Source organism: Haloarcula amylolytica JCM 13557 (assembly GCF_000336615.1).
GTDB lineage: Archaea > Halobacteriota > Halobacteria > Halobacteriales > Haloarculaceae > Haloarcula > Haloarcula amylolytica.
This window is the reverse complement of the sequence record NZ_AOLW01000010.1, coordinates 47,554-71,609: the sequence shown is the minus strand read 5'-3', so window position 1 is coordinate 71,609 and position 24,056 is coordinate 47,554. Positions and strand designations below refer to the sequence as shown.

At 65.1% G+C, this 24,056-nt stretch carries 26 protein-coding genes; 14 read left to right on the top strand and 12 right to left on the bottom strand.

From position 1 onward, the window contains the following. Positions 1 to 35 precede the first annotated feature (35 nt). The 5 genes from C442_RS03910 to C442_RS03890 form a co-directional block, all read right to left on the bottom strand. The gene (locus C442_RS03910; RefSeq protein ID WP_049942806.1) at positions 36 to 407 is read right to left on the bottom strand and encodes a DUF5658 family protein; all 372 of its coding nucleotides are present in this window, start codon (positions 405 to 407) and stop codon (positions 36 to 38) included. 112 nt (positions 408 to 519) lie between these two features. Next, on the bottom strand, positions 520 to 1,335 hold the full coding sequence (gene ubaA / locus C442_RS03905) for an SAMP-activating enzyme E1 (RefSeq protein WP_008307995.1): 816 nt from the start codon (positions 1,333 to 1,335) through the stop codon (positions 520 to 522). Positions 1,336 to 1,431: 96 nt separating this feature from the next. After that, positions 1,432 to 2,406, bottom strand: a complete 975-nt coding sequence (locus C442_RS03900; RefSeq protein ID WP_008307994.1) for a methyl-accepting chemotaxis protein — start codon at positions 2,404 to 2,406, stop codon at positions 1,432 to 1,434. Between the two features lie 89 nt (positions 2,407 to 2,495). Further along, the gene (locus C442_RS03895; protein WP_008307992.1) at positions 2,496 to 3,998 is read right to left on the bottom strand and encodes a carboxypeptidase M32; all 1,503 of its coding nucleotides are present in this window, start codon (positions 3,996 to 3,998) and stop codon (positions 2,496 to 2,498) included. Between the two features lie 212 nt (positions 3,999 to 4,210). Beyond that, complete coding sequence (locus C442_RS03890) at positions 4,211 to 5,299, bottom strand: M20 family metallopeptidase (RefSeq protein WP_008307991.1); 1,089 nt, start codon at positions 5,297 to 5,299, stop codon at positions 4,211 to 4,213. 137 nt (positions 5,300 to 5,436) lie between these two features. Between C442_RS03890 and C442_RS03885 the strand changes: the two genes are divergently transcribed. From C442_RS03885 to C442_RS03870, 4 genes are all read left to right on the top strand, one after another. Further along, positions 5,437 to 5,691 (top strand): hypothetical protein, encoded by a 255-nt coding sequence (locus C442_RS03885; protein ID WP_008307988.1) that lies wholly within the window; start codon positions 5,437 to 5,439, stop codon positions 5,689 to 5,691. A 101-nt stretch (positions 5,692 to 5,792) separates the two neighbouring features. Next, positions 5,793 to 7,670, top strand: a complete 1,878-nt coding sequence (locus C442_RS03880; protein WP_008307987.1) for a PINc/VapC family ATPase — start codon at positions 5,793 to 5,795, stop codon at positions 7,668 to 7,670. Between the two features lie 372 nt (positions 7,671 to 8,042). Continuing rightward, positions 8,043 to 8,864: a YqcI/YcgG family protein gene (locus C442_RS03875; protein WP_008307985.1), complete on the top strand. Its 822-nt coding sequence runs from the start codon at positions 8,043 to 8,045 to the stop codon at positions 8,862 to 8,864. A 1-nt stretch (position 8,865) separates the two neighbouring features. Further along, positions 8,866 to 9,423, top strand: a complete 558-nt coding sequence (locus C442_RS03870) for a cysteine hydrolase family protein (protein WP_008307983.1) — start codon at positions 8,866 to 8,868, stop codon at positions 9,421 to 9,423. Positions 9,424 to 9,471: 48 nt separating this feature from the next. On the opposite strand, the gene C442_RS03865 is transcribed toward C442_RS03870, so the two are convergent. Next, on the bottom strand, positions 9,472 to 9,735 hold the full coding sequence (locus C442_RS03865; protein ID WP_004514919.1) for a winged helix-turn-helix domain-containing protein: 264 nt from the start codon (positions 9,733 to 9,735) through the stop codon (positions 9,472 to 9,474). Positions 9,736 to 9,860: 125 nt separating this feature from the next. On the opposite strand from C442_RS03865, the gene C442_RS03860 reads away from it, so the two are divergent. Together C442_RS03860 and C442_RS03855 are read left to right on the top strand one after the other, a co-directional pair. Beyond that, positions 9,861 to 10,157: an EMC6-like membrane protein gene (locus C442_RS03860; RefSeq protein ID WP_023843411.1), complete on the top strand. Its 297-nt coding sequence runs from the start codon at positions 9,861 to 9,863 to the stop codon at positions 10,155 to 10,157. Between the two features lie 2 nt (positions 10,158 to 10,159). Next, positions 10,160 to 11,989 carry a ribosome biogenesis/translation initiation ATPase RLI gene (locus C442_RS03855; protein WP_008307979.1) on the top strand — a complete coding sequence of 610 codons (1,830 nt, stop codon included), beginning with the start codon at positions 10,160 to 10,162 and terminating at the stop codon, positions 11,987 to 11,989. A 279-nt stretch (positions 11,990 to 12,268) separates the two neighbouring features. Here C442_RS03855 and C442_RS03850 read toward each other — a convergent pair whose 3' ends face one another. Both C442_RS03850 and C442_RS03845 read right to left on the bottom strand, forming a co-directional pair. Then, entirely contained in the window at positions 12,269 to 12,484 is a 216-nt protein-coding gene (locus C442_RS03850) for a hypothetical protein (RefSeq protein WP_008307977.1), read from the bottom strand. 68 nt (positions 12,485 to 12,552) lie between these two features. Then, positions 12,553 to 13,074, bottom strand: a complete 522-nt coding sequence (locus C442_RS03845) for an archaemetzincin family Zn-dependent metalloprotease (protein ID WP_004514915.1) — start codon at positions 13,072 to 13,074, stop codon at positions 12,553 to 12,555. Between the two features lie 30 nt (positions 13,075 to 13,104). Between C442_RS03845 and C442_RS03840 the strand changes: the two genes are divergently transcribed. From C442_RS03840 to npdG, 4 genes are all read left to right on the top strand, one after another. Further along, positions 13,105 to 13,518, top strand: coding sequence for a UPF0146 family protein (locus tag C442_RS03840; RefSeq protein ID WP_008307974.1), 414 nt, complete (start codon positions 13,105 to 13,107; stop codon positions 13,516 to 13,518). Between the two features lie 19 nt (positions 13,519 to 13,537). Beyond that, on the top strand, positions 13,538 to 14,410 hold the full coding sequence (locus tag C442_RS03835) for a TIGR01548 family HAD-type hydrolase (RefSeq protein ID WP_008307973.1): 873 nt from the start codon (positions 13,538 to 13,540) through the stop codon (positions 14,408 to 14,410). 70 nt (positions 14,411 to 14,480) lie between these two features. Continuing rightward, positions 14,481 to 14,870: a hypothetical protein gene (locus tag C442_RS03830; protein ID WP_008307972.1), complete on the top strand. Its 390-nt coding sequence runs from the start codon at positions 14,481 to 14,483 to the stop codon at positions 14,868 to 14,870. A 129-nt stretch (positions 14,871 to 14,999) separates the two neighbouring features. Continuing rightward, a complete protein-coding gene (gene npdG / locus C442_RS03825; protein WP_008307971.1) occupies positions 15,000 to 15,668 on the top strand; it encodes an NADPH-dependent F420 reductase in 669 nt (222 codons plus the stop codon). Positions 15,669 to 15,952: 284 nt separating this feature from the next. Here the strand turns inward: npdG and C442_RS03820 are convergent, their stop codons facing one another. Then, positions 15,953 to 16,219, bottom strand: coding sequence for a thioredoxin family protein (locus C442_RS03820; protein WP_008307970.1), 267 nt, complete (start codon positions 16,217 to 16,219; stop codon positions 15,953 to 15,955). Between the two features lie 115 nt (positions 16,220 to 16,334). On the opposite strand from C442_RS03820, the gene C442_RS03815 reads away from it, so the two are divergent. From C442_RS03815 to C442_RS03805, 3 genes are read left to right on the top strand one after another with little or no spacing between them, the layout of a single operon-like run. Next, positions 16,335 to 16,496 (top strand): preprotein translocase subunit Sec61beta, encoded by a 162-nt coding sequence (locus tag C442_RS03815; protein ID WP_004514908.1) that lies wholly within the window; start codon positions 16,335 to 16,337, stop codon positions 16,494 to 16,496. Between the two features lie 44 nt (positions 16,497 to 16,540). After that, positions 16,541 to 16,915 (top strand): DUF7532 family protein, encoded by a 375-nt coding sequence (locus tag C442_RS03810; RefSeq protein WP_008307961.1) that lies wholly within the window; start codon positions 16,541 to 16,543, stop codon positions 16,913 to 16,915. Next, positions 16,912 to 18,315, top strand: a complete 1,404-nt coding sequence (locus tag C442_RS03805; protein WP_008307960.1) for a DUF402 domain-containing protein — start codon at positions 16,912 to 16,914, stop codon at positions 18,313 to 18,315. The genes C442_RS03810 and C442_RS03805 overlap by 4 nt, the downstream gene beginning before the upstream one ends. Before the next feature lie 29 nt (positions 18,316 to 18,344). Here the strand turns inward: C442_RS03805 and C442_RS03800 are convergent, their stop codons facing one another. Both C442_RS03800 and C442_RS03795 read right to left on the bottom strand, forming a co-directional pair. Beyond that, positions 18,345 to 19,754 carry an LVIVD repeat-containing protein gene (locus tag C442_RS03800; RefSeq protein ID WP_008307959.1) on the bottom strand — a complete coding sequence of 470 codons (1,410 nt, stop codon included), beginning with the start codon at positions 19,752 to 19,754 and terminating at the stop codon, positions 18,345 to 18,347. A gap of 52 nt (positions 19,755 to 19,806) precedes the next feature. Next, positions 19,807 to 20,385, bottom strand: coding sequence for an LURP-one-related/scramblase family protein (locus C442_RS03795; protein ID WP_008307958.1), 579 nt, complete (start codon positions 20,383 to 20,385; stop codon positions 19,807 to 19,809). Positions 20,386 to 20,520: 135 nt separating this feature from the next. Between C442_RS03795 and uvrA the strand changes: the two genes are divergently transcribed. Further along, a complete protein-coding gene (uvrA, locus tag C442_RS03790) occupies positions 20,521 to 23,502 on the top strand; it encodes an excinuclease ABC subunit UvrA (protein ID WP_008307957.1) in 2,982 nt (993 codons plus the stop codon). Here the strand turns inward: uvrA and C442_RS21785 are convergent. Then, positions 23,499 to 23,774 carry a DUF3368 domain-containing protein gene (locus C442_RS21785; protein ID WP_008307956.1) on the bottom strand — a complete coding sequence of 92 codons (276 nt, stop codon included), beginning with the start codon at positions 23,772 to 23,774 and terminating at the stop codon, positions 23,499 to 23,501. The two genes, uvrA and C442_RS21785, sit on opposite strands and share 4 nt — an antisense overlap. Positions 23,775 to 24,056: the final 282 nt, after the last annotated feature.

The window sequence follows — 24,056 nt, the reverse complement described above, 5'->3', positions numbered from 1 at the left end:
GCGTTGTGAATCGACAGAACGGAGGCGTTCCCGCGTCACACTACCGCTGCGACCAGCCCGACGTAGGTGTTGCCGAGGACGACAACTGCGCCCAGCGCGACGATTGACAGAAGCCAGGCCCGCCACAGCGGGACCCGCTCGACCACGTCACGACACTCAAGCAGGACGACGCCGACGTAGAGAACCACAGCCATCTTCAAAGCGATTACGAGCAGCGGTTCGTGGATAAGGAGGGTCCGTATCCAGGGGTTAGCTTCCAGTCCCGGCCCGGCAAACCGGGCGGCAAACAGCGTCGACAGCGCGTCGCCAAAGCCCCAGACGAGCACCAGCGAGAACACCAGTTCGACGTAGCTGGGCATCTGGAGACGAACCGAGAGGGGGTGAGACGCGTGGTCAGGGTGGGACATGTGAGTGGCTACCGTTACTCGCGGCTATCAGCGCATAAAACTCGGTTCCGCAGTATCAGCCGTGAAAACTGGCGCAAGTACAGAGCGAGCCGGCCAGTACAAAGCGAGCCGGTCAGTCCTCGGCGAGCGAACAGCGACCCTCGTAGCTGGCGTCGGCGACGCTCGCGATGGCCGGGTCGTCGCCACACACCGGGCAGTCGGGGTTGGCGGCGACGGGGATTTCCTCGAAGGACATCTCGGCGGCGTCGTAGGCGATGAGTCGGCCGTCCAGCGTCTCGCCGTAGTCCATCGCGAGCTTGACGACTTCGGTCGCCTGCATGCATCCGATGGTACCCGGTAGCACGCCTAAAACGCCCGCAGTCGCGCAATCAGGGACAGTTCCCTCCGGCGGCGCTTCGGGGAACAGACAGCGGTAACACGGGCTGTCGCCCGAGAACGTCGTCACCTGTCCCTCGAACTGGAAGATAGCGCCGTGTGAAAAGGGCGTGCCCGAGAGCGTGCAGGCGTCGTTGACGAGGAACCGCGTGGCGAAGTTGTCGGAGGCGTCGACGACGATGTCGTAGTCGGCCACCAGGTCGGTCGCGTTCTCCCGCGCCAGTCGCAGTTCGTGGCGGTCGACGGTCACGTCGGGATTGAGGCCGGTGACGAACTCGGCAGCGCTGTCGACCTTCGGCCGGCCAACGTCGTCGTCGCCGTGGATGACCTGCCGCTGGAGGTTCGACCGCTCGACGGTATCGTCGTCGACGATTCCGAGCCGGCCGATACCCGCAGCCGCGAGGTACTGGAGGACCGGTGCGCCGAGGCCACCGGCCCCGACGACCAACACCTCAGTGTCGAGCAGCGCGGCCTGGCCCTCCGGCCCCACGTCGTTCATGATGATATGCCGGGAGTACCGGTCAAGCTGTTCTGGGTCCAGATCCGGTCGCATAGCGAGGCTTGGCAGCCCGGAGAAATAAACGCCGGGTTCGTCGTGGATGCAGTTCGGGACGGAGCGCCGAGACGCACAGCCAGAACAGCCGGCCGCTCAGTTGTTTCGCTCGAGGTCCGCAACGAGGTCGTCTATCGCCTGATTGATATCGCTGAGAAGGTCGGTTTGCTCATCGGATTCCTCGGCGATGTCGGCCGTACCGTCGGCGATATCCTCGGCTGCGTCCGTGGACTGGTCGATCATGCTGGCCACTTCCTCGGTCGAGGCGGCCTGCTGGTCTGTGGCGGTGGCGACCTCCTCGATACCGTTGTTGACCTCGCGGACAGTGTCGTCGATCTCTTCGAGGATTTCGGTCGACTCCTCGACAGTGTCGATACCTTCGTCGATCTCGTCGTTGCTCTCTTCGAGGCTCTCGACGGCGTTTTCGGTGTCGTCCTGAATGCCGTCGATCATCTGCTCGATGGTCGTCGCCTGCTCCTGTGACTCCTCGGCGAGGCTCTTGACCTCGTTTGCGACGACGGCGAACCCTTCACCTGCCTCGCCGGCGCGGGCGGCCTCGATAGACGCGTTCAGCGCCAACATGTTGGTCTGGTCGGCGATGTCGTTGATGACGTCGACGATCTCGTCGATCTCCTCGACGCTCTCCTGAATCGTCTTGACGTCCTCGGCGACGCTGTCGGCCGCCTGCTGGATGTTCTCCATCGCCTCGTGGACGTCGTCAGCGTTCCCCTGCCCGCGTTCGGCGAGTTCCTTCGCTTCGCGGGAGGCCGCGGACACCTCCTCGGACGACGAGGCGATCTGCTCGACCGACGCCGAGAGGTTCGACACCTCGTTTGCGATGTCTGTCAGTCCCTCGTACTGCTCGGCGGCCTGTTCGCGGATCTCGGCAGTTTCCTCCGCGATTCCGACCGACGAGTCCTCCAGCTCGGCCAGCATCGTCTGGACCTCGCTCGCTGCAGTGTGGCTGTAGCCGGCCTCCGTGTCGATATTCTCCGTGACGTCGTCCTCGATGTCCGTGTCGATCCCCGTCCCTGTTTGGTTCGGTACATTTTCCGTCGGTCTCTCAGCCATAGTAGTCGTCACAATGGGAGGGGAATATAAAACGAGTTGCCCGATAATATCAGAGTCGATATCTGGAACGGAGTCCGTCGACCGTCGTGTCAGCAGTCGTACAGCGCACGGTACTTCTCGTCGGCGTAGTCGAGGAAGTGTTCGGCAGTGAAGGACTCACCCGTCGCTTCTTCGACGAGGTCGTCAGTCCGATAGCGTGCGCCGTGCTGGTGGACGTTCTCGGTGAGCCAGTCGTGGATGGGGCCGAACTCGCCGGCGCGGACGTGGTCGTCGAAGCCGTCGATATCCTGCCGAGCGTGGTGGTCCAGTTGCGCGGCCAGCACCGACCCGAGCGTGTAGGTGGGGAAGTAGCCGAATGCGCCGTTGGTCCAGTGGATGTCCTGCAGGCAGCCCTCGGCGTCGGTGTCGGGGCGGATACCGAGATACTCTTCCATCTTGTCGTTCCAGACCGCCGGTACGTCTTCGACGTCGAGGTCCCCGCGGATGAGGTCCCGTTCGATTTCGAAGCGGACGATGATGTGCATGTGATACGTTAGCTCGTCCGCCTCGACCCGGATGAGGTTGTCGTCGTACACCTCGTTGAACGCTTCGTAGAACTGCTGGGCGGTGGCGTCGGTCCCGAGATGGTCGTTGGCCGTCTCGGTGAAGAAGTCCCAGAACGGGCGCGAACGGCCGACGTGGTTCTCCCAGAAGCGGGACTGTGACTCGTGAACGGAGAGGTCGCGATTGTCGCCCAGCGGCGTGCCGTACGCTTCCTGTGGCAGGCCGAGCGTGTACGTCGCGTGGCCGAACTCGTGGATGGTCGAGCCGAGCGCGTCAAGCGGGTCCTCGGGGGTGAAGCGAGTGGTGACGCGGGCGTCGAACTGCGTCCCCATCGAGAACGGGTGGGGTGCAGTGTCGAGGCGGCCGCGGTCCCAGTCGTAGCCAAGCGTGTCAAGCGCCGTCTCGACGAGGTCGTGCTGGGTGTCGTCGTCGTAGGTGCCCTCGAATGGGTCGGCAAGCGTCACGTCGCTGTCGGCGATGTCGTCGATGAGCGGAACGAGCGCGTCACGGAGGTTCGTGAGTACTTCCTCGGCAGTGTCGATGCCGAGATACGGCTCGTACTCCTCGAACAGCACCTCGTAGGGGTCGCGGTCGGGGTCGATGGCGGCGGCGTACTCCCGGCGGAGTTCGACCAGTTCTTCGAGCGTGTCGGCGAAGGCGTCGAAGTCGTCCTCGGCCTTGGCCTCCTTCCAGACCGGTAGGGCGTTCGAAGACGCTTCGGAGAGGCGTTCGACCAGATCTGCGGGGACCTTCGTGGCTCGCTCGTGGTCCCGCCGGACCTCCCGAACGACGGCCTTCTGGTCGGGGTCGAGGTCGGCGTCGTCGAGTTCGTCCAGCCAGTCGGCCAGGGCGTCGTCGGTAAGCAGATCGTGATGGAGCGTCGAAATGGCGGAGGTCTGTTTCGCCCGGGCCGGCGTGCCGGCGTCGGGCATCATCACCTGCTGGTCCCAGTTGAGGACGCCCCCGGCGTCCTCGATGTAGTGGAGGCGGCGGACGTGATCCAGGAACTGCTCGTACGTGGACTCGCTGTCCTCGCTCGCTGTTGCCATACAGCGGCGTTAGGCCGGGGTCCCTAAAGAACCGATGCCGCCGGTAAGGAGTGTGGTGGTTGGCATGACGGTTCAACGAAATCTGTTGGATTGGAGCACTGTCTTCAAACAGCCAGAAAGCCCCGCCATGTCGGCGGGCTAAACAGCGACCGGATGGGATTTCAGGCGCACTGAATTTGGTGAGAAGACGAATACGACACGCGGCCACACACTCACAGCCGAGACTGTGGCCACGACTCGGCAACACGCTCGTAGATGTCCTGACACCGTTCCAACACAGCCAGCGACACGCTCTCATCACCAGTGTGGGCCTCGCCGGGTTCGGCCGCGCCGACGATTACACACTCGGTCCCGGCCTGGGCGAGCCAGCCGGCGTCGGTCGCGTGCGGTTTGACGACGTGTTCGGGTGTAGCGTCCTGCGCGGCGGTAGCGGCGTCCAGTGCCGCGTTGGCGAAGTCGGCGTCGCCACAGGCCATCGGCGGGAGGTCCTGGTCGACGCGCCAGGAGACGCCGTCGATGGCCTCGACCCTGTCAAGCGGCGCGCGCTCGCCGGGGACCGTCCGCTCGTCGACCGTGACCGCACAGCGCTCGGGGATGACGTTCCAGGCCGAGCCGCCGTCGATTTCGGTGACGGCGACACTCCCGCTCATCTCGTGACCGAGCACGGTTGTCGACGGGAAGTCGAGGTCCCGGACCACGTCGACGGCGTCAGTCGCACGGTAGATGGCGTTCGCGCCGGCCTCGGGTTCGCTGGCGTGGGCCGCGGCACCCTCGGTGACGATAGTCGACCCCCGCCGGCCCTTGTGGGCGACGGCCACGTCCGTCGTTCCGGGTGCGGAGTAGCCGGTCGACCCCTCGCCGACGACAGCGTAGTCGGGGGCGAAGCCGTCCTCGATGGCGGCCTGACAGCCGAGACCGCCCTGTTCCTCGCCAGCGAAGGAGGCGAAGACCAGTTCGCCGGCGGGATCGGCGTCCCGGAAGGCCAGCATCGCCGCGGCGACGCACCCCTTCATGTCCGCAGCGCCCCGACCGTAGAGGCGGCCGTCGTGTTCCTCGAGGACGTACTCGCCGCCGGCGTCAACCTGCGACCCGTCCGGCGGGACCACGTCGTGGTGGCCGACGAGGGCGAGCGACGTATCGCCCTGGCCCTTGCGGGCGATGACGTTCCCGTGGTCGTCGCGGGTGACCTGTGCGTCGGTGTGGTCCCGGAGCCACGCTGTGATGTGCTCTCCGGCAGCCGCTTCGTCGTCGTGACTGGGGATCGAAACGAGGTCGCGAGTCAGCGACGGCAGCGTCTCCATACCGTGGCTCGGGAGCGCGGGCAGCAAAAAATCCGCGACGGGCTCGGGGGGCTGTGTCTCGCCGAACAGAGAACTACGGGACAGCCCTAAACAGTTCGGTAGTGCCCAAATACATACCAAATACGTATATTGAGGTGATGCGTTCTGAAATAGCGGTCGAAGCGGCCACAGCCGAGGAAGTCAGCGAACTGCGGCGGGCACTGCGGGGCAACCAGCGCGTTGACCTCGTTGCGACGAACGCCGAAACAGTCGAACTCAGCGGTGAGCGGCGCGGCCTCCGAGAGCTGACCCGGACGCTCCTAGTTCGCGAACGTAGCGCTCGGGAGTTCGGACAGGCGGCGCTCGCCGCAGCCGACCGGAGTGTCCGAACGCGGTTGCAAAAGGCCGTCTAGGTCGGCTGCGCTACAGCGTCTGTCCCGTTTTCCCAGTTGTGGTGCACAGAGACAGCGTACGGACTCCACACCCTTATCAACGGCAGTCTCCAACTGCCGATATGGAAATCGTACCGGACACGAGCGTGGTCATCGACGGCCGCGTGTCCGACCAAGTGAAGGCCGATGCCGACCCCGACACCGACGTCGACGGCATGGGCTTTGCCGGCGCGACGGTCGTCGTTCCCGAAGCCGTCGTCGGCGAACTCGAAGCACAGGCGAACGACGGCCGAGAGACGGGCTGGGAGGGGCTCGAAGAGCTCCAGACGCTCGTCGACCTGGCCGAGGAAGGCACCATCGACGTGGAGTACGTCGGCCGGCGGCCAGACGCTATCGAGAAACGAGAGGCCGGCGAGGGGCAGATTGACGCGCTCATCCGGGACATCGCCGGTGACCGCGGTGCCACGCTCGTGACCAGCGACGACGTGCAGGCCCAGGTGGCCCGCGCGAAAGGGCTCGCAGTGGAGTTCGTCGAGCCGGTCAAGCGGACGGTCGACCGCCTGCAGATCGAGAACTTCTTCGACGAGGGGACGATGAGCGTCCACCTCAAGGTCGGCGTCCAGCCCTACGCCAAGAAAGGCTCTATCGGCGACATGCAGTACACGCCGATCCGCGACGACCCTGCAACCGAAAGTGAGCTACGGGAGTACGCCGCCGACATCGAGGAGAGCGCGCGCGCCTCGCCGGACGGCTTCCTCGAACTCGACGAACCCGGGATGACCATCACACAGTTCCGGGACTTCCGGATCGCCATCGCGCGGCCGCCCTTTTCCGACGCACTGGAAATCACGGCGGTCCGGCCCATCGTCAAGACCGAGCTGGACGATTACGAGTACGCGGACCAGCTCCGCGACCGCTTCACCGAACACCAGCGCGGCGTCCTCATCTCCGGCTCGCCCGGGGCCGGGAAGTCCACGTTCGCACAGGCGGTCGGGGAGTTCCTCGTCGACGCCGACTACGCAGTCAAGACGATGGAGAAGCCGCGGGACCTTCAGGTCGGCCCGAACATCACGCAGTACACCGAACTCGGCGGCTCGATGGAGAAAACGGCCGACTCGCTGCTGATGGTCCGGCCGGACTACACCATCTACGACGAGGTGCGCAAGACCGATGACTTCGAAGTGTTCGCTGATATGCGACTGGCCGGCGTCGGCATGGTCGGCGTCGTCCATGCGACCCGCGCCATCGACGCGCTTCAGCGGCTCATCGGCCGCGTCGAACTCGGGCTCATCCCACAGATCGTCGACACCGTCGTTTACATCGAAGCCGGGGAGGTCGACACGGTCTACGACGTGACGACGGAGGTCAAGGTCCCGCAGGGACTCATGGAGGAAGACCTCGCGCGACCGGTCATCATGGTCAAGGACTTCGAGACCAACCGACCGGAGTTCGAGATCTACACCTTCAACAACCAGGTCGTCACGGTCCCGCTGGGCGACGACGAGGACGAGCAGGACTCCGGCGTCGACCGCCTCGCCAAGCAGGAGGTCGAGCGCGAGATTCGCTCTATCGCCCGCGGCCACGTCGAGGTCGAACTGCGCGGGCCTAACACCGCCGTCGTCTGGGTCGAGGACGACGACATCTCGCAGGTCATCGGCAAGGGCGGCGGCCGCATCTCCGACGTGGAGAACCGCCTCGGCATCGACATCGACGTGCGGACCTTCGAGGAACGGCCGTCAGGTCCCTCCGGCGGCCCCCAGACCGAGTCCGGCGGCAAGGAGGGCGAAATCGTCCAGCCGGAAGTCACGTCCCGGCACGTCATCGTCCCGCTCGACGGTCACGCTGGCGATACGGTCGAACTGCAGGCCGACGGCGAGTACCTCTTCACCGCGACGGTCTCCCGCAGCGGCGAGATTCAGGTCTCGCGCGGGTCGGGCATCGCCGAGGAACTAGAGCGAGCGATCGACCGCGGCAGCATGATTACTGTCGTCCCGTCGTAGAATATTGTAGCGGTCGCAAACGGTTTTGGTCCCTGTACGCCGAGCGGAGCGAGGCGTTTCACCGACGTGAGGCCGGAGGCCGAACCGTCGGCCTTTTTCATCGACGTTTTTCAAGGAGTGGTTCCTACAGTGAGCGAAGCGAACGAAGCAACCCGACGCTGAAAAAGGTCGTAGAGCGAGCCATCGACCGCGGCAGCACGATTACTGTCGTCCCGTCGTAGACTCGGCGAGCAGGACAGCCGCACAGGAGTTTGACTAGCGCTCTGTCGAATCGTCCAGCAGGATACGACATCGGTAACTAATCGTGTCGGATTCGACAGTCGAACTGCCGAAAACGACAGCTAAATTCCGGTGGAGCACGACCGACTAGCCATGACCGACGCAGTCGTCAGGAGCTTACAAGACCAGGCGACGCTGGCCGCCCGAGTGGAGCGCGGTGACGCACCGGAGTGGGTCGGGGCCCACTGGCGGACGTTCCGCGAGGGGCTGACCGGTGAGCGGAACGGCTCCCCGTTCCCCTGTTTCTTCGGGGCGGAGTCGGTTCGCGACGGCGATCCGCTGTACACAGCGGTCCCGTCGATGAGTGACCCGGACGCGCTGTTCGACCTCGGCCAAACGCTGCTCACGTATCTGGAGACCTATCAGGACCACAGCGAGCGGGCCTCACTGGTCACCTTCTTCCGGCCGCCCGAACGACCGCTAACGGAGGCCGAGTACCATGACCGGCTCTGGCATATCCTCCAGTTCCTCCACGTCCACGACCCGGAGCCGTGGCCCGAGGACATCCCGACCGATCCGGATGACCCGCACTGGGAGTTCTGCTTCGGCGGCGAGCCGATGTTCCCGACCTGCCGCGCGCCGTTCTACGACACGCGAAAGAGCCGCTACTGTCCGGTCGGGCTGGAGATCACGTTCCAGCCCCGGGCGCTGTTCGAGGACCTGAACGTCACGGCCGATGCCGAGGCTGGCCAGCACGCCCGCGATATCATCCAGGGACGGCTGGAGGAGTACGACGGCGTCTGTCCTCACGCCGACCTAGGCGATTGGGGTGTCGAGGGCGACCGAGAGTGGCCCCAGTATATGCTGTCGTCGGACGAGGACGCGTCGCCGGACGAGTGTCCGATAACCGTGACGCGCGAGCACCCGAAATCGAAGTGGCTTATCGAGACGCCCGCCCCGGAGCCGGCCGACTGACATGGTCGACCTTCCCGAGACGCCGGTGCTCGTGCTGGTGGACTTCCAGCAGGGATTCGACGACCCGGCGTGGGGGACGCGGAGCAACCCCGACGCCGAGGCGAACGCGACGCGCCTGCTTACCGAATGGCGAGAGCGTGGGCTTCCGGTCGTCCACGTCCGGCACAACTCGACGGAGCCGGATTCGCCGCTCCGGCGCGGCGAACCGGGGTTCGCGTTCAAGCCGGAACTGGAGCCCGAACCGGGAGAACCGACGGTCGAGAAGCGCGTCAACGGCGCGTTTGTCGACACCGAACTGGAGGCGTGGCTCCGCGAACGGGACCACGAGACGCTCGTCGTCTGCGGGCTGACGACTGACCACTGCGTGTCGACGACGACGCGGATGGCCGAAAACCGCGGGTTTGAGGTTGTCGTCCCGGACGATGCGACGGCGACGTTCGACCGAACGCTCGACGGCGAACGCTTCGACCCGTCGCTCGTTCACCGGACTGCATTGGCGCAGCTACGCGGTGAGTTCGCGGAGATCGCGACGACGGACGACGTAGTCGCGTCGCTGTAACCAGCGGCTGCGTGAACGCGTCGCGAAACAGCCAAGCGAGAAGGCGTGTCAGTCCGAGACGGCGGCGTCCGCTTCCGCCGGTTGGTCGATAATCTCGTAGAGATTCTGTCGCGCGTCGGCGAAGTACACGTCTTCTTCGATGACACCGACTTCGTCGAGTCGTTCCAGAGCGTAGCGAACGGTCCGTGCCGAGAGCATCGACTCCTCGACGATGCCTTTCTGTGTCAGCGGGCCGTCGTACTCCAGAACCTTGTATACGAGCTTTGCGCTCGGCGGAAGGTCTGCGATGGCCTCCCCATCAGAGTCCGTCATTACCCGTAATCACAAGCGCCGGGCGCATAAAGATTGAGGAGTCCATCTCGCCGCCGCACGCATTCGCGGCCGCGTCACAGTACTGAACCGCGCACCTTTTGGTTGCGGGTAGTGGAACGTGTGGTATGGCTACGGAAACGGCGGACGGAATGAGCTCCCATATGCGGGGGCTCACTGTCACGACGCTGACAGCCGTCGCTGGCATCGCCGCCGCGTTCGGTTCCAACGAGTTAGCGGCCACGCCGGACGCCCCGCAAGGGATACTTGTCCTCGCGGTCGCTATCGCAGCACAGTTCCCGATTCTGCGGGTGATCGGCATCGACACGGACGACCTCTCGGCGAAGGACGTGCTCTACATCGGCTTCATGACCTTCTCGCTGTGGTTCGTCTCGTGGGGCATTCTCCTCACGACGGGAGCGTAACGATGGCTGAAGACAGTATCGCCGTCGTCGACCTAGAGCGGTGTCAACCCGACCGCTGTAACTACGAGTGCATGAACTACTGCCCGCCAAACCGCAGCGGGAAAGAGTGCATCGTCAAGCGGGAGGACGAGTACGAGGAGGACGAGCCCTTCGAAGGCCAGCCCGACCAGGTCCGCATCTCCGAGGAGATCTGTCTGGGTGAGTCCTGCGGTATCTGCGTCAACAAGTGCCCGTTCGACGCTATCGAGATCATCAATCTCCCACAGGAGCTGACCGACGACCCGGTCCACCGCTACGGGGAGAACGCCTTCGCGCTGTACGGGCTTCCGAGTCCCGCCGAGGGCCAGGTCACCGGGATTCTCGGCCCGAACGGCATCGGGAAGACCACCGCCGTCCGCATCCTCGCCGACGAGATGCAACCCAACCTGGGCCGGTACGGCGAGGAACCGAACTGGGACGAAATTCTCGACGAGTACCGCGGGACCGCCCTGCAAGAGTACCTCGAACAGATGCGCGACGGCGACGTGAGCGTCGCTCGCAAGCCCCAGTACGTCGACCGGATTCCGGACCAGTTCGACGGCAAAGCCATCGAGCTGCTGGACCAGACCGACGAACGCGGCGACCTCGACTACCTCATCGAGCAGACGGGTATCGAGCCGGTCGTCGACAACCACATCGACGACCTCTCCGGCGGGGAACTCCAGCGGGTCGCGCTCGTCGCCACGCTGGCGCGGGACGCCGATTTCTACTTCCTCGACGAGATCACGCCGTATCTGGACATCGGCCAGCGGATGACCGCCGCACGGCTCATCCGGGAACTCGCCGAGGAGGAGGACCGCTCGATGCTCGTCGTCGAGCACGACCTCGCCATCCTGGACCTGCTCGCGGACAATATCAACGTCGCCTACGGGACCCCCGGCGCGTTCGGTGTCATCACGCCCCCAAAATCGACGAAGAAGGGCATCAACGAGTACCTCTCGGGCTACCTCGAAAACGAGAACATGCGCATCCGCCAGACGGACATCGAGTTCGAGGAGCACGCGCCACGGAGCGCTTCCACCGGCGACGTGGTTATCGAGTACCCCAAGCTCCAGAAGAGCTACGGCAGCGGCGAGTTCTCGCTGGACGTCGAGGCCGGCACCATCCGCGAGAGTGAAGTGCTGGGCGTCGTCGGCCCGAACGGTATCGGGAAGTCGACGTTCGCAAAGATGCTCGCCGGCCGGCTCGAACCGACCGCGGGCGACATCGACACCAGCCTCGACATCGCCTACAAGCCCCAGTACATCGAGATAGACCAGCCGATGCGCGTCGACGCCTTCCTCGCGTCGATTACGGACGACTTCGGGAGTTCCTACTGGAACACCGAAATCGCACAGCCGCTCCAACTGGAGTCGGTGATGGAACAGCAGCTCACCGACCTCTCGGGCGGGGAGCGCCAGCGGGTCGCCATCGCGGCCTGCCTCTCGAAGGACGCCGACCTCTACCTGCTGGACGAGCCTTCTGCCCATCTGGACGTGGAGCAGCGCGTCATGGCGACCTCTGCCATCCGGCGCTACGCGGAGAACCACGACGCGACGGCGATGGTCATCGACCACGACATCTATATGATCGACCTGCTGGCCGACCGCCTGCTCGTCTTCGACGGCGAGCCGGCCCGGAACGGCCACGCCGCGCCGCCACAGGGCATGCGCGAGGGGATGAACGAGTTCCTGAAGAACCTCGATATCACCTTCCGCCGCGACGAGCGGACCTCACGGCCCCGCATCAACAAGCCCGACTCGCAACTGGACCGCGAACAGAAGAACGCCGGCGAGTACTACTACGCGCCGTAGGCTCAGGGCGGAGCGAGGTCGGCGAGAGCCAGACGGCGACTGTCTCGTCATCGGAAATCTACGGGTGGAGGGAGCTCAGCCGGAGCCGTTTTTGCGAGAACAGCTGTGCTCAAGCGGTTTCGTCGACGGAGGTCGCTGCTCGACGGTCGCGCCTGCCGAACCGCGCTCGGCGTGCTGTTGAATCCACAGATCATCTCGGGAGTTAGCTGGTGAGACTACGTCACAGGTGGTAGTACAGCCGCTACTCGCAAAGGGGAGACGCAGGAATAGTCCGCGGCGTTACGCCGCTGGATCACTGTCACTGCTCGTCTCGGACCCTGCGACTGCATCGTCAAGACCGTCGGCGACTTCTGCCGGGTCGAACTCCTCATCGGGGTCGAGTTCGCGGTCGGTCTGCTCGTCTGTCTGGGGTTCAGTGACTGATTCGTCACCGGTGACCGTCACGAAGATGTCTCGCAGTTCCGCAACGCGCTCGGGGGACTGACTCTTGCTCATCGCGTATGTGTACAAGTATCACAGGAGTGTAGGCGCTATACCGAATCAGTTTGGTATCTGTTCGCAAACTACAGGACGTTTCGCTGGCAAGAGCCACACAGCGAGACTTCCTTCACGTCGACTTGTCGGACAGTGGGGGAGAAGTTCATCACGCAGCGCTTGTTGTCACAGTGCTCCAGCCCGAGGGTATGGCCGACTTCGTGGACGACCTCCTTGCGAACCCGCTGTGAGAAGATCTCGCCGGCCGAGCGGTTCGAGAAGCCGCCATCGGAGGAGGTCTGGAGCCGATACGTGGAGATGACGCTGCCGGAGCCGCCGAGGTACGCGAGACCGAAAACGTAGTTCCGACGGCGGTAGAAGAGGTCTTTCGGCGTGATAGCGATGTTTTTGCCGCCGGAGCCGACCCGGCGGGCGAGGTCGATAAACTCCTCTGCGCGGTACTGGTCGCGGTCCCCATCGTACGCGCCGGCGGGAATGGACTGTGGCTCGTGCATCGAGACCTCACAGTCGTAGACGGAGCGAAGTCCGTCCGAGGCCTCGCGTTTGACCTGGGCCGAGACCTCGCCCACCGGCACGATGTCGACGTGCATGGGAACGCATATGCGCCCGCATCTCATAAATTGTACGACGTGACCGACACCACCGACCCGCTCGTCGACCGACTGGCGTCCGTCGATTCGGTCGTCGAGGTCGGCGTCGGAAACCACCCTGACGTAGCCGGGGCCCTGGCCGAGCGGGGCGTGGACGTGACCGCAACGGACATCGTCGAACGGGCGGTCCCCGAGGATGTGCGGTTCGTTGTCGACGATATTCTCGACCCCGACGAGTCTGTCTATGCGGGGTGTGATATCGTGTTCGCCCGGAATTTACCACCGGAACTGCACCGGCCGACGCTAGCCGTCGCCAACGCCGTCGGGGCGGCGTTCTGGTTCACCACGCTGGGTGGCGACCAGCCGACGGTCGCCGTCGAGCGCGAACAGCTCCCGGGCGGGGAGACGCTGTACCGGGCGAAAGATAGCAAGGCGCTTGAGTGAGGACCGCCTTCGCTCGCTCATGCAAATCGACGCGGTCGTCCTCGACATCGACGGCGTGCTGGTGGACGTGGCCGACTCCTACCGCCGAGCAATCGTCGAATCCATCGACCGGGTGTACGGCGATACAATCGAGAAGTCGGCGGTCCAGCAGTTCAAGGACGCCGGCGGGTTCAACAACGACTGGGAACTGACCTACGCAGCGGCGCTGTTCGTCCTCGCCGGCCGCGAGTCGGCTGTCTCCGACCTGGCGGCGTTTACCGACGCCATCGCCGAGCGCGGCGGCGGCCTCGACGCGGCCGAGGCAGTGGTTCGTGACCTGCTGGACGAACCGGCCGAAGACCGAGTCTTCGACGCCTGGGACCGCGAACAGCTCCGGGACGTGTTCCAGACGCTGTATCTCGGCACTGACCTCTACCGGGACATCGAGGGCGGCGAGCCGCCGTTTGCCGCGCCCGGCTACATCCACGACGAGCCGCTCCTGGTCGACGACGAGACGCTGTCGGCCCTGCAGGCCCGCTTCGCCGTCGGCGTCGTCACCGGCCGACCGGCCGCCGAGGCCGACATCGCGCTGGAGCGCGTCGGTCTCGACCTGCCCACAGAGCACCGCTTCACCATGGATGACTGGGAGGAGGGCAAGCCCCACCCCGCCGCCCTGCGGACGCTCGCCGAGCGGTTCGACGCCGAACGGGTCTCCTTCGTTGGGGATACCCTCGACGACGTGGCGACGGCGGTCAACGCCGACGAAGCCGACGACGACCGCGTGTACTACGGCATCGGCGTCCTCACCGGCGGGCTGACCGGCGACGCCGGCCGCCGGACGTTCGCCAACAACGGCGCGAGCGCCGTCGTCGAATCGGTCACCGACCTCCCGGAACTTCTCGACGCGGCGTAGCCCGCGTCACCGGCAGCGCCCCTCGACCGCAAACAGCAACGGTTTCACCGGCGGGACAGAGACCTCGGGTATGCGACGACTGCCGACGTTTGGCTGGGCATTCCTGGTGAGCATCTGGGCCGGGCTCGTCGGGGGCGCGGTCATCCGTGAGCCGTCGGTCGATCTGGTGCCGCTGTACGCCGTCACCTGCCAGCTAATCGGCCTCGTCGCGGCCTACTGGACGATGCGCGAACGCGACGACATCCTCGAATCCGTCCACCGGCCGGGCCGTGTCGGGATGTTCATCATCGTCCTCTTTTTCGTGATGGTCCCGCTCTCGACGATATTTGCTCTCTGGCTCGGGGCCACCTCGGTCCCCGGCGTCGCGACACAGTGGCTCAGCTATCTGGTGGGCCTCGGGAGCGCGCTGTACGTCGCCTTCGCCGGCGGGTTCGACCGGGCCTGGGAAGAGTACACCTGATACTGTCGGCTGTACATCTGTGAAGAATTTCGCCACACGGGGTGGCGAATATCGGACACTAGGGACAGCCAACAGTATGACCGAACCTGTCACACAACGTTTATTCAGTGGTCGGCCTACGCCGTAAGTATGGACATCGCGTTGCTTGGCGGTACTGGAGACATCGGCCAAGGTCTCGCCCTCCGCTGGGCTGACGACACCAACCACACGATCATCATCGGCTCCCGGAAAGCCCAGAAGGCGGCGAACAAAGCGGAGGAGTACGAGACAGAACTGGCCAGCCGCGGCCACGACGACGTGGCAATCGCCGGCCTGGGTAACGAGGACGCCGCCGCCCGCGCCGACGTAGTGGTCGCCGCCGTCCCCGCCTACCACCTCACGGACACCATCGACGCCGTCGCCGACGAACTCGACGACGCCACGCTCGTTTCCCCCGCCGTCGGGATGCAACGCGACGAGGACGGCTTCCACTACAACCGCCCCGGTGCCGGCAGCGTCACGCAACTGGCCGCCAACGCCGCCCCCGACGACACGCCTGTTGTCGGCGCGTTCCACAACCTCGCGGCCGGTCGCCTCGCCAACCTCGACGCCGACCTCGACTGGGACACCATCGTCGTCGGCGACGACACCGACGCCAAGGACACCGTCTGTGAACTCGCCGAGGGCATCGAGGGGATTCGCGCCCTCGATGGCGGTCCGCTCGCCAACGCCGCCGAAATCGAGGGGCTGACGCCGCTGCTCATCAACGTCGCCCGCCACAACGACGGCCTGCACGACCTGGGCGTCCGCTTCCAATAGTACCTTTTTACGTCACCCCCTCTCCTCGCGCGCTCACAGAGCGCGCTGTGGGGAGCGGGTTCGCAAAAATCTACGCTAAAAACGACCTTCTCGCTCCCGCTGGTCGCGAGAAGTGAAACCGCTCGCCGCTGGCGAGCGGTATGTTTTGCTGCACTCACTCGGCTACCGCAACGGCGGCGCTACTACTAGTCCTGCTTCGGCGGCAGCCCTACCCTTCCCCGACGCCAGCGACGAGACGCTGGCGCGGCCGCTATCGGGGTGACGAACCACAAAAAACGACTGAGTTACGCTGAGGCCTGCTGCAGCGCGTCGTCGATGTCGTCAGCCTGCGTGACGCCGACGAAGCGCTCAACGATGCCGTCGTCGTTCTCGATGATGAGCGTCGGGAGGGAGCGCACCTGGTACTCGTTGGCAACGTCCTGTTCCTCGTCGACGTTGATCTTCTCGAACTCGACGTCCGTCCAGTCCTCCTCGAGGTCTTCGAGGATCGGGTCCTGCGTTTTGCAAGGGCCGCACCAGTCCGCGTAGAAGTCCTTCAGTGTAACCGTCATAGTACTCTGTTCGTGTTAGCCCGCGGTATCTGATAAGGGTTATCCATGTGTACCGGAGGCACGCAATCGCGGGCGACCCGAAAGGCTTAGTGTTGGTGATACACCACCCTGAAGTATGAGTGGCAGCGACGGCGGCGGACTGATGTCCAGTGCGGGACTGGTCCGATATTTCGACGCCGAAGACCAGAACACGATCCGTATCGACCCTCGAACAATCGTCGCGACCGGCGTCATGTTCGGGCTGTTGATGCTCGTGCTGAACGCGATGATCGTGTAGGCGATTCCGCACTGTTTTCTGCTCCCCGCCACTGACTCGCGGGTATGCACTTCACGCAACGCGAACAGCAGGCGCTCCGCGACGCCGGCGTCGATCAGGAGACCATCGAAACGGCCTCCGACGCAGTGGTCGCAGCCACCGACGACGCGGCCGCAGAACTCGAAGCCTTCTTCGACGGCCGCGAGACGGTGTACTCCGATATGGACATCGCCCACAGTTCCAGCGAGATTCAGGAACACACTGTCGAATACTGCGACCTGTTCACCCACGCCGACGACATCCGGGGGTATCTGCGCTTCGGCACCTGGGGCGTCCCGGTCGAGGGCGGACGCGTTCTGAGCGACGAGAAAGTAGAGCTCTCGCTGGGGCCGACAGTCCACGGACGGGTCCGCTTTGCCGCCGCCGAGGACGCGCTATGACCGTCCGGGTCAGGGGCATCTACGCGACGGCGCTGACCCGGTTGCTGCGCGAGGCAGACCACGAGGTCGTTCAGGCGTCGGAACCGATCCAGAACCGCTTCGACGGCGAGTTCGCCGACGAGCGGGCGGCGGTCACCGTGGCGACGACGGACGACCAGCAGGGCGTCGGCGTCATGGGGGACACCGATATCGCCAAAGGTGTCATCGACCGCCTGACCGAAATTGGCCGGGACACGCTCCACTGGGACGACCCGACGCCAGAGGGCGCGGTCTACGCCGGCACCGTGACCGAGACGCTGGGGAGCGGGGCTGTCGTCGACCTCGGCGACGGCGAAGGCTTTCTCCCGTACTCGTCCTCGGACGAACGCGTCGAGACCGGCGATACGCTCCGGGTGCAGGTCGTCGAGGCGAGCGCGCCGTGGACGAACGGCCGACCCGTACTAGAGACGACCGTCGCGGTCCGCGGGTCGCTGCTCTCGCTCGTGCGCGGCGAGACCGCCAGCACACCGGGGACTGGCGGCCCGGCAATGCTTGACCTCATCGCTGCGGAGCCCCGGGACGGCTGGGGCGTCTCGTGGGAGTCGGCGAGCGAGGACGCGAGCTTCGACGCGCTGGCCGAGGCCCTCGACGCCGCCAACGACCGCGCAGCGGTCATCGACGACGCGCTGGCGGGAGCCGACGCGCCCGAGGACTGCGCCCCTACTCGCTACGACGAGGGGCTTTCGACGGCGTGGCTGTGGTTCGGCCGCGAGAGCCGCTTCGCGCTCGACGAGGCCCGCCGCGAGGTGACGGCGACGATGTCGGGCCACCACCGCGTGAAGGCCGGGGACCGCGCCGCCAGCGCCGCCGTCGACTACGTCGAGGCGCTGTGTGACGACATCGCGGCAGACGGCGAGACCGACTTCCCCTTCGCCGTGACAGCCCGGCAGTTCGGCCCGCAGGTCGGCGGGTCGCTGTCGCTGGGTCACGGCAAGCCCGACGGTCGGCTCATCACGCTGGGCAACGGCGAGGTCCAGTCGGTCGACGACGACGGAACGGTGACCATCGAGCGGGAGATGAGTCCCGGCGGCACCTACGACGCCCTCGGCGTCCCGAAGGAGGCCGGCGACATCGCCGAGACAAAGGTCAAGGAGGGGCGCTGGTGGTATCCGACGGTGTACCGCGACAGCGACGGCGAGAAGAAGGGCACCTACGTCAACGTCTGCACGCCCGTCGAGGTATTCCCCGACACCGCCCGGTACGTGGACCTCCACGTCGACGTGGTGAAACACGCCGACGGCACCGTCGAGCGGGTCGACGACGACGAACTCGACGCGGCCGTCGAGCGGGGACACATCTCCGAACCGCTGGCCGAGCGCGCCCGGAGCGTCGCCGCCGCTGTCAAGAGTGCGCTGGAGTGACGGAGCGAGGCCAGTCACGCGACGCGGCGTCAGTCGTGCCGGCGTCGGGCGCGCCAGGCTGCCAGCCCGACTGCAGCCAGCGCCGAGCCGACGCCGAAGCCGGGGCCGCCGACGCCGAGGGAGGTGCCGTCAGTGCCACCGGCCCCGGCGTCCGTAGCCGACGCGTCGGCCGTCGGCGTCCGTATCCGCGGGTCCGGGAACGTGTACAGCGCGGGCTGGACCTCCGTCCCCTGACTCGCGTTCGTGCTCCCGGCGACGAAACAGCCGGCGGCCCGCTGGGCGGTCCAGAAGGAAGTCGCGTCGGTGTTTCGCCACTCGAAAACCTGTTCGGGGGCGGTCGGGTCCGTCAGGTCGTGAACGCGGACGCCGCCGTTGTACCACGCGGAGTAACAGCGGTTGTCGGTCAGTTCGAAGTTGTGTGCCGTCGTGAGGATGCCCCCCGGCGTGGGGTCCGAGGTCGGCGGTGGGTCGAGCGTCGACAGCAGCTCGGCGTCGTCCGGGTCGCTGATGTCGTACAGGTCGATGCCGCTCGGGCCGCCGCTGCCGTCGTCACTGAGGTCCCACGACTCGCCGCCGACGCCCAGCAGCGACGCGTCCTCGTCGACCGTCACGAAGTGGTCGTTGCCCGGTGGCTCGCTTCGCTCGGTCCCGGGGTCCTTGATGGCGGCGAGGTCCTCGGGAGTCCGGCCACGGACGTTCGCTATCAACGAGATATCACTCGGGTCTGATACGTCGACAATCCACGTCCCGCCGTCCCAGTACGCCAGATACGCACGACCGTCCTGCACCCACACGTCGTGCAGCGGCCAGAGGCTGGTCGGCACGTCGGCCCAGGCGTCGCCGGCGTCTAACAGCGACCACTCGCCGACTTCCTGCTCAGTTTCAGTGTCGACGACGAGCAAGGGGTTGCCGTCGCGGTCGTTCGCGGTCAGATAGGCGTAACGGCCGTCGAAGTGGCAGTTGTGGATACGCGTGTCCAGTTCGAGGCCCGCGATTCGTGTCGGGTCCCGCCTGTCGCTCACGTCGAAGACGACGAAGCCGTGGGCACCATCGGCGGGGTGGGCCGGCCCAGCGGCCAGCAACCGCGAGCCGCTGACAGCGAGGTCCTGCACGCGCTGTATCGGTCCGTTGTCACTGTCGGCCAGCAGGTCCGTCCGTCGGCTGAGCGGTCGCGGACTGGTCGGCGTGACGAGGTCGACGAGCGCGACGCCGTCGCCCGTCGCGACGTAGGCCGTGTGTCCGTCGGGGCTGGTAACGACCTCGTACACCGTCTCCATCTCCAGCACGCCCAGCGGGTCCTCGCCGACCGGGGTGTCGGAGGCCGCTGGCTCGGCCGTCCCGTCACCGGTCGGCGACGGATGGCCACGGGTCGTCCCCGTAGCCAGACCGACACCTGTTCCTGCGAGGGCGAGTCGTCGGAGGACCGTCCGGCGGCGCATAGCCGTTCCTGCGGGAGCCAGGGCAAGAAGGATTCCGGTGCCCGCAGATCGATTAGTTCCCCTGGATAGCGTCGATAACCATCGCCGCGGCGATGATTGGCTCCTTGGGAACCGTGCTGGCGTCGTCGATAGTTATCTCGTAGCGGTCTTTCAGCGAGAACTGTCCGTCGATGTTGCCGACGTGGTTGCCGTCCTGGTCGGTGATCTCGTACTTGTGGGGGATCCACCCGCCGAACGGGACGACGTTGCGGGCGATGGTCACGAGCGCGCCTTGAGAGTTGATTTCGGCGATCTTCGCCTCGGTACTGGCGTCCCGAATCTTCCACGTATCTTGGAAGATGGAGTAGTCGTTGTCGAGGATGACGATGTCCTCGCCGGTCTTGGAGTCGGTCAGCACGTAGTTACCGGCCACGTCGATGATGCCGCCGGCCTTGACCTGGAACACCTCGTTGTCGTTTGCGTCGACGAACGGGAACTCCTCTTTCATCTTCATCATCTTCTGTTTCCCGCGGAGGACGACGTTCCCGGCGGCGTCCATGGCTTTGTACTTGCTGCGTATCAGGCTCTGTTCGACTGTGTAGCTGTCGTCGGAGAGGTCGATTCCGGTGATATCGTAGTCGCTCGTTCCCATACCAATCTCATATTCGATATTCGTGGTAAATCTTTCGCCACACTGTTCAAAATAAAAATAGGCCCACGCAAGGAGTCCGCCGCCGAGACCCGAACCGACAGGGTTTCCCGCCTACCGACCAAGTAAAATCCAAGAATGAGCAAGGATATAATCGAGGTCCGAGGGGCCGAGGAACACAACCTCAAGGACGTCGACGTGGAGATTCCCCGCGAGGAACTGACAGTCGTCACCGGGCTGTCGGGGTCGGGCAAATCCTCGCTCGCATTCGAGACGGTGTACGCCGAGGGCCAGCGGCGCTACATCGAATCGCTCTCCGCCTACGCACGGAACTTCCTGGGGCAGATGGACAAGCCACAGGTCGAGAACGTCGAGGGCCTGTCACCGGCCATCTCTATCGACCAGAAGAACGCGGCCAACAACCCCCGCTCGACGGTCGGGACCGTCACTGAACTGCACGACTACCTCCGTTTGCTCTACGCGCGCGTCGGCACGCCTCACTGTCCGGAGTGTGGCCGCGAGGTCGGTGAGCAGTCCGCACAGAACATGGTCTCCCGGATTCTGGAACTCCCCGAGGGGACCCGCGCCAAGCTGTGTGCGCCGGTCGTCCGCGACCAGAAGGGAGCCTTCGAAGACCTGTTCGACGACCTCGTGAGCGAGGGGTACAGCCGCGTCGAGGTCGACGGCGAGGAGTTCGACCTCACGATGGACCGACCTGAACTGGACGAGAACTACGACCACACGGTCGACGTGGTCGTGGACCGCGTGAAGATCTCGCCGGACGCCCGCTCGCGCATCACGGACTCCGTCGAGACCGCGCTCGAAGAGGCCGACGGGACGCTGAAGGTCATCCTGCCAGACCCGGCGGCGGGCGCTGCGGAGACGCTCGGTGGGTCGGATGCCAGAGCCACCGGCGACCTCGCCGACGGGGACGAGGAAGGCGACGGAGCCTCCTCGGATCGTGTCGTTGTCGAGCTTTCAGAAGACCTGGCCTGTACCCACTGTGGCATCGATATCTCCGAAATAGAGACGCGGTCGTTCTCGTTCAACTCACCCCACGGAGCCTGCCCGGAGTGTGAGGGGTTGGGCGAGACGAAAGAGGTCAGCGAGGACCTCGTCATCACCGACCCGACGAAGCCGCTCAAGCACGTCTTCGAGCCCTGGAGCTACGACCGGACGTACTACTCGCGGCAACTGGACAACGTCGCCGAGCACTTCGGCGTGGACCTCTCGACACCGTTCGAGGAGCTAGACGAGTCCATCCGGCGGCAGTTCCTCTACGGGACCGACAGCCAGGTCCACTTCGAGTGGCGAACGAAGAACGGCACCCGAGAGAAGACCGAGCGCTTCGAGGGCGTCATCCCCAACCTGGAGCGGCGACACGTCGAGACGGATTCGGACCGCGCCCGCGAACACATCGAGGAGTTCATGGCCACGACGACGTGCCCGGCCTGCGAGGGGACGCGACTCAAAGCCGAGTCGCGGGCGGTCCTCGTGGACGGCACCTCGATAACCGAGGTCAACGAGATGTCCATCAGCGACGCGCTGGCGCACTTCGAGGGCATGGAAGAGACCCTCTCGGCCCGCGACCGAAAGATCGCCGAGGAGATCCTCAAGGAAATCCGGGCCCGCCTTGGCTTCATGACCGAGGTCGGCCTGGACTACCTGACGCTGGACCGCGAGGCCTCGACGCTGTCCGGCGGCGAGAGCCAGCGGATTCGCCTCGCAACGCAGATCGGCAGCGGCCTCGTCGGCGTCCTCTACGTCCTCGACGAGCCGTCGATTGGCCTGCACCAGCGGGACAACGACCGCCTGCTGAACACCCTCGAAGAGCTCCGGGACCTCGGCAACACCCTGCTCGTGGTCGAGCACGACACCGAGACGATGCGGCGGGCCGACCAGATAATCGACATGGGTCCCGGGCCGGGCAAACGCGGCGGCGAGGTCGTCGTCAACGGCCCGATGGACGACCTCATCGACACCGACGAGTCGGTGACCGGGAAGTACCTCTCGGGCGAGCGGACGATTCCGGTCCCCGACAGCCGCCGGGATTCCGACGGCGAAATTACGGTTCGGGGCGCTCGCCAGCACAACCTCGCGGACCTCGACGTGTCCATCCCGCTGGGGACCTTCACCGCCATCACAGGCGTCTCCGGCTCCGGGAAGTCGACGCTGATGCACGACGTGCTGTACAAGGGCGTTGTCCGTCGGATGAACGATACTGACGTGAACCCGGGCGAACACGACGCCATCGACGGCCTCGACGACATCGAGACGGTGCGGCTCATCGACCAGTCGCCCATCGGCCGCACCCCTCGCTCGAACCCGGCGACGTACACCAACGTCTTCGACCACATCCGGGAGCTGTTCGCCGAGACGAACCTGGCGAAACAGCGCGGCTACGAGGTCGGCCGGTTCTCGTTCAACGTCAAGGGCGGCCGCTGTGAGGGCTGTGGCGGCCAGGGGACGGTCACCATCGACATGAACTTCCTCTCGGACGTGACGGTGCCCTGCGAGGAGTGTGGCGGCGCGCGCTACAACGACGAGACGCTGGACGTGACCTACAAGGGCGCGACCATCGCCGACGTGCTGGAGATGACCGTCGAGGAGGCCTACGACTTCTTCGAGAGCCATTCGGGGATTCGCCGCCGGCTGGAACTCCTGAAGGACGTGGGCCTGGACTACATGCGGCTGGGCCAGCCTTCGACCACGCTCTCCGGCGGCGAGGCCCAGCGCGTCAAGCTCGCCGAGGAACTCGGCAAGAAGGACTCCGGCGAGACGCTGTACCTGCTTGACGAACCCACGACCGGGCTCCACCCTGAGGACGAGCGGAAGCTCATCGACGTGCTCCACCGGCTCACCGACGACGGCAACACGGTGGTTGTCATCGAGCACGAACTCGACCTGGTGAAAAACGCCGACCACATCATCGACCTCGGGCCGGAGGGCGGCGAGAACGGCGGCGAACTCGTCGCCGAGGGCACCCCGGAGGACGTGGCCCGGACCGAGGCGTCCTACACCGGGCAGTACCTCCGTGACCTCCTGCCGAACGTCGAGCTTGAGGGGCCGCGAGCAGACCGCGAGCTATCGGCCGAACAGCCGGCTGCGGACGACGACTAATTGGCCGCGTCGTCGATCAATCGCTCCGCTCGCTTCACGAGACTCGCACTGAGGCGGGCTCCGACTTCATCCATCGCATAGAGCGTCTCCTTTGCGGCGTCTGGATCGATATCCCCGGTTTCCACGGCACGGACGAGTACACCGATTGTCCCCGAAACCGGTAGCGATATTGACTTACAAGCCTTCCGGAGCGGTTTGTCATCGGTGATGACGACACACTCGTCCGCAAGTCGAGCGCCGGTGAGCAGTGCAACATCGCCGTCGACGATCATTGGAACTTTTCTTTCGGTATCGATTACTGACCCAGGATCGTTCCCGAGTCGAGCCGCTGAATCGGAAACGAGTTCATCTTGATCTTCCTCTCCGGCCCAGGCGAGAATATTAGTTTGAACGATACTCCCTTCATCTATGCAGGTGTCGAGTGCTGATTTAGCAGGCTCTTTCGAGATCTCGAATTTTACCGCCCGAGGGACGACCAATCCACCACGCACGGAATCGAGTAAATCAATCGACCCGGTTTCAGCTAATCTAATAATAACGCTCGCATCAAGAAG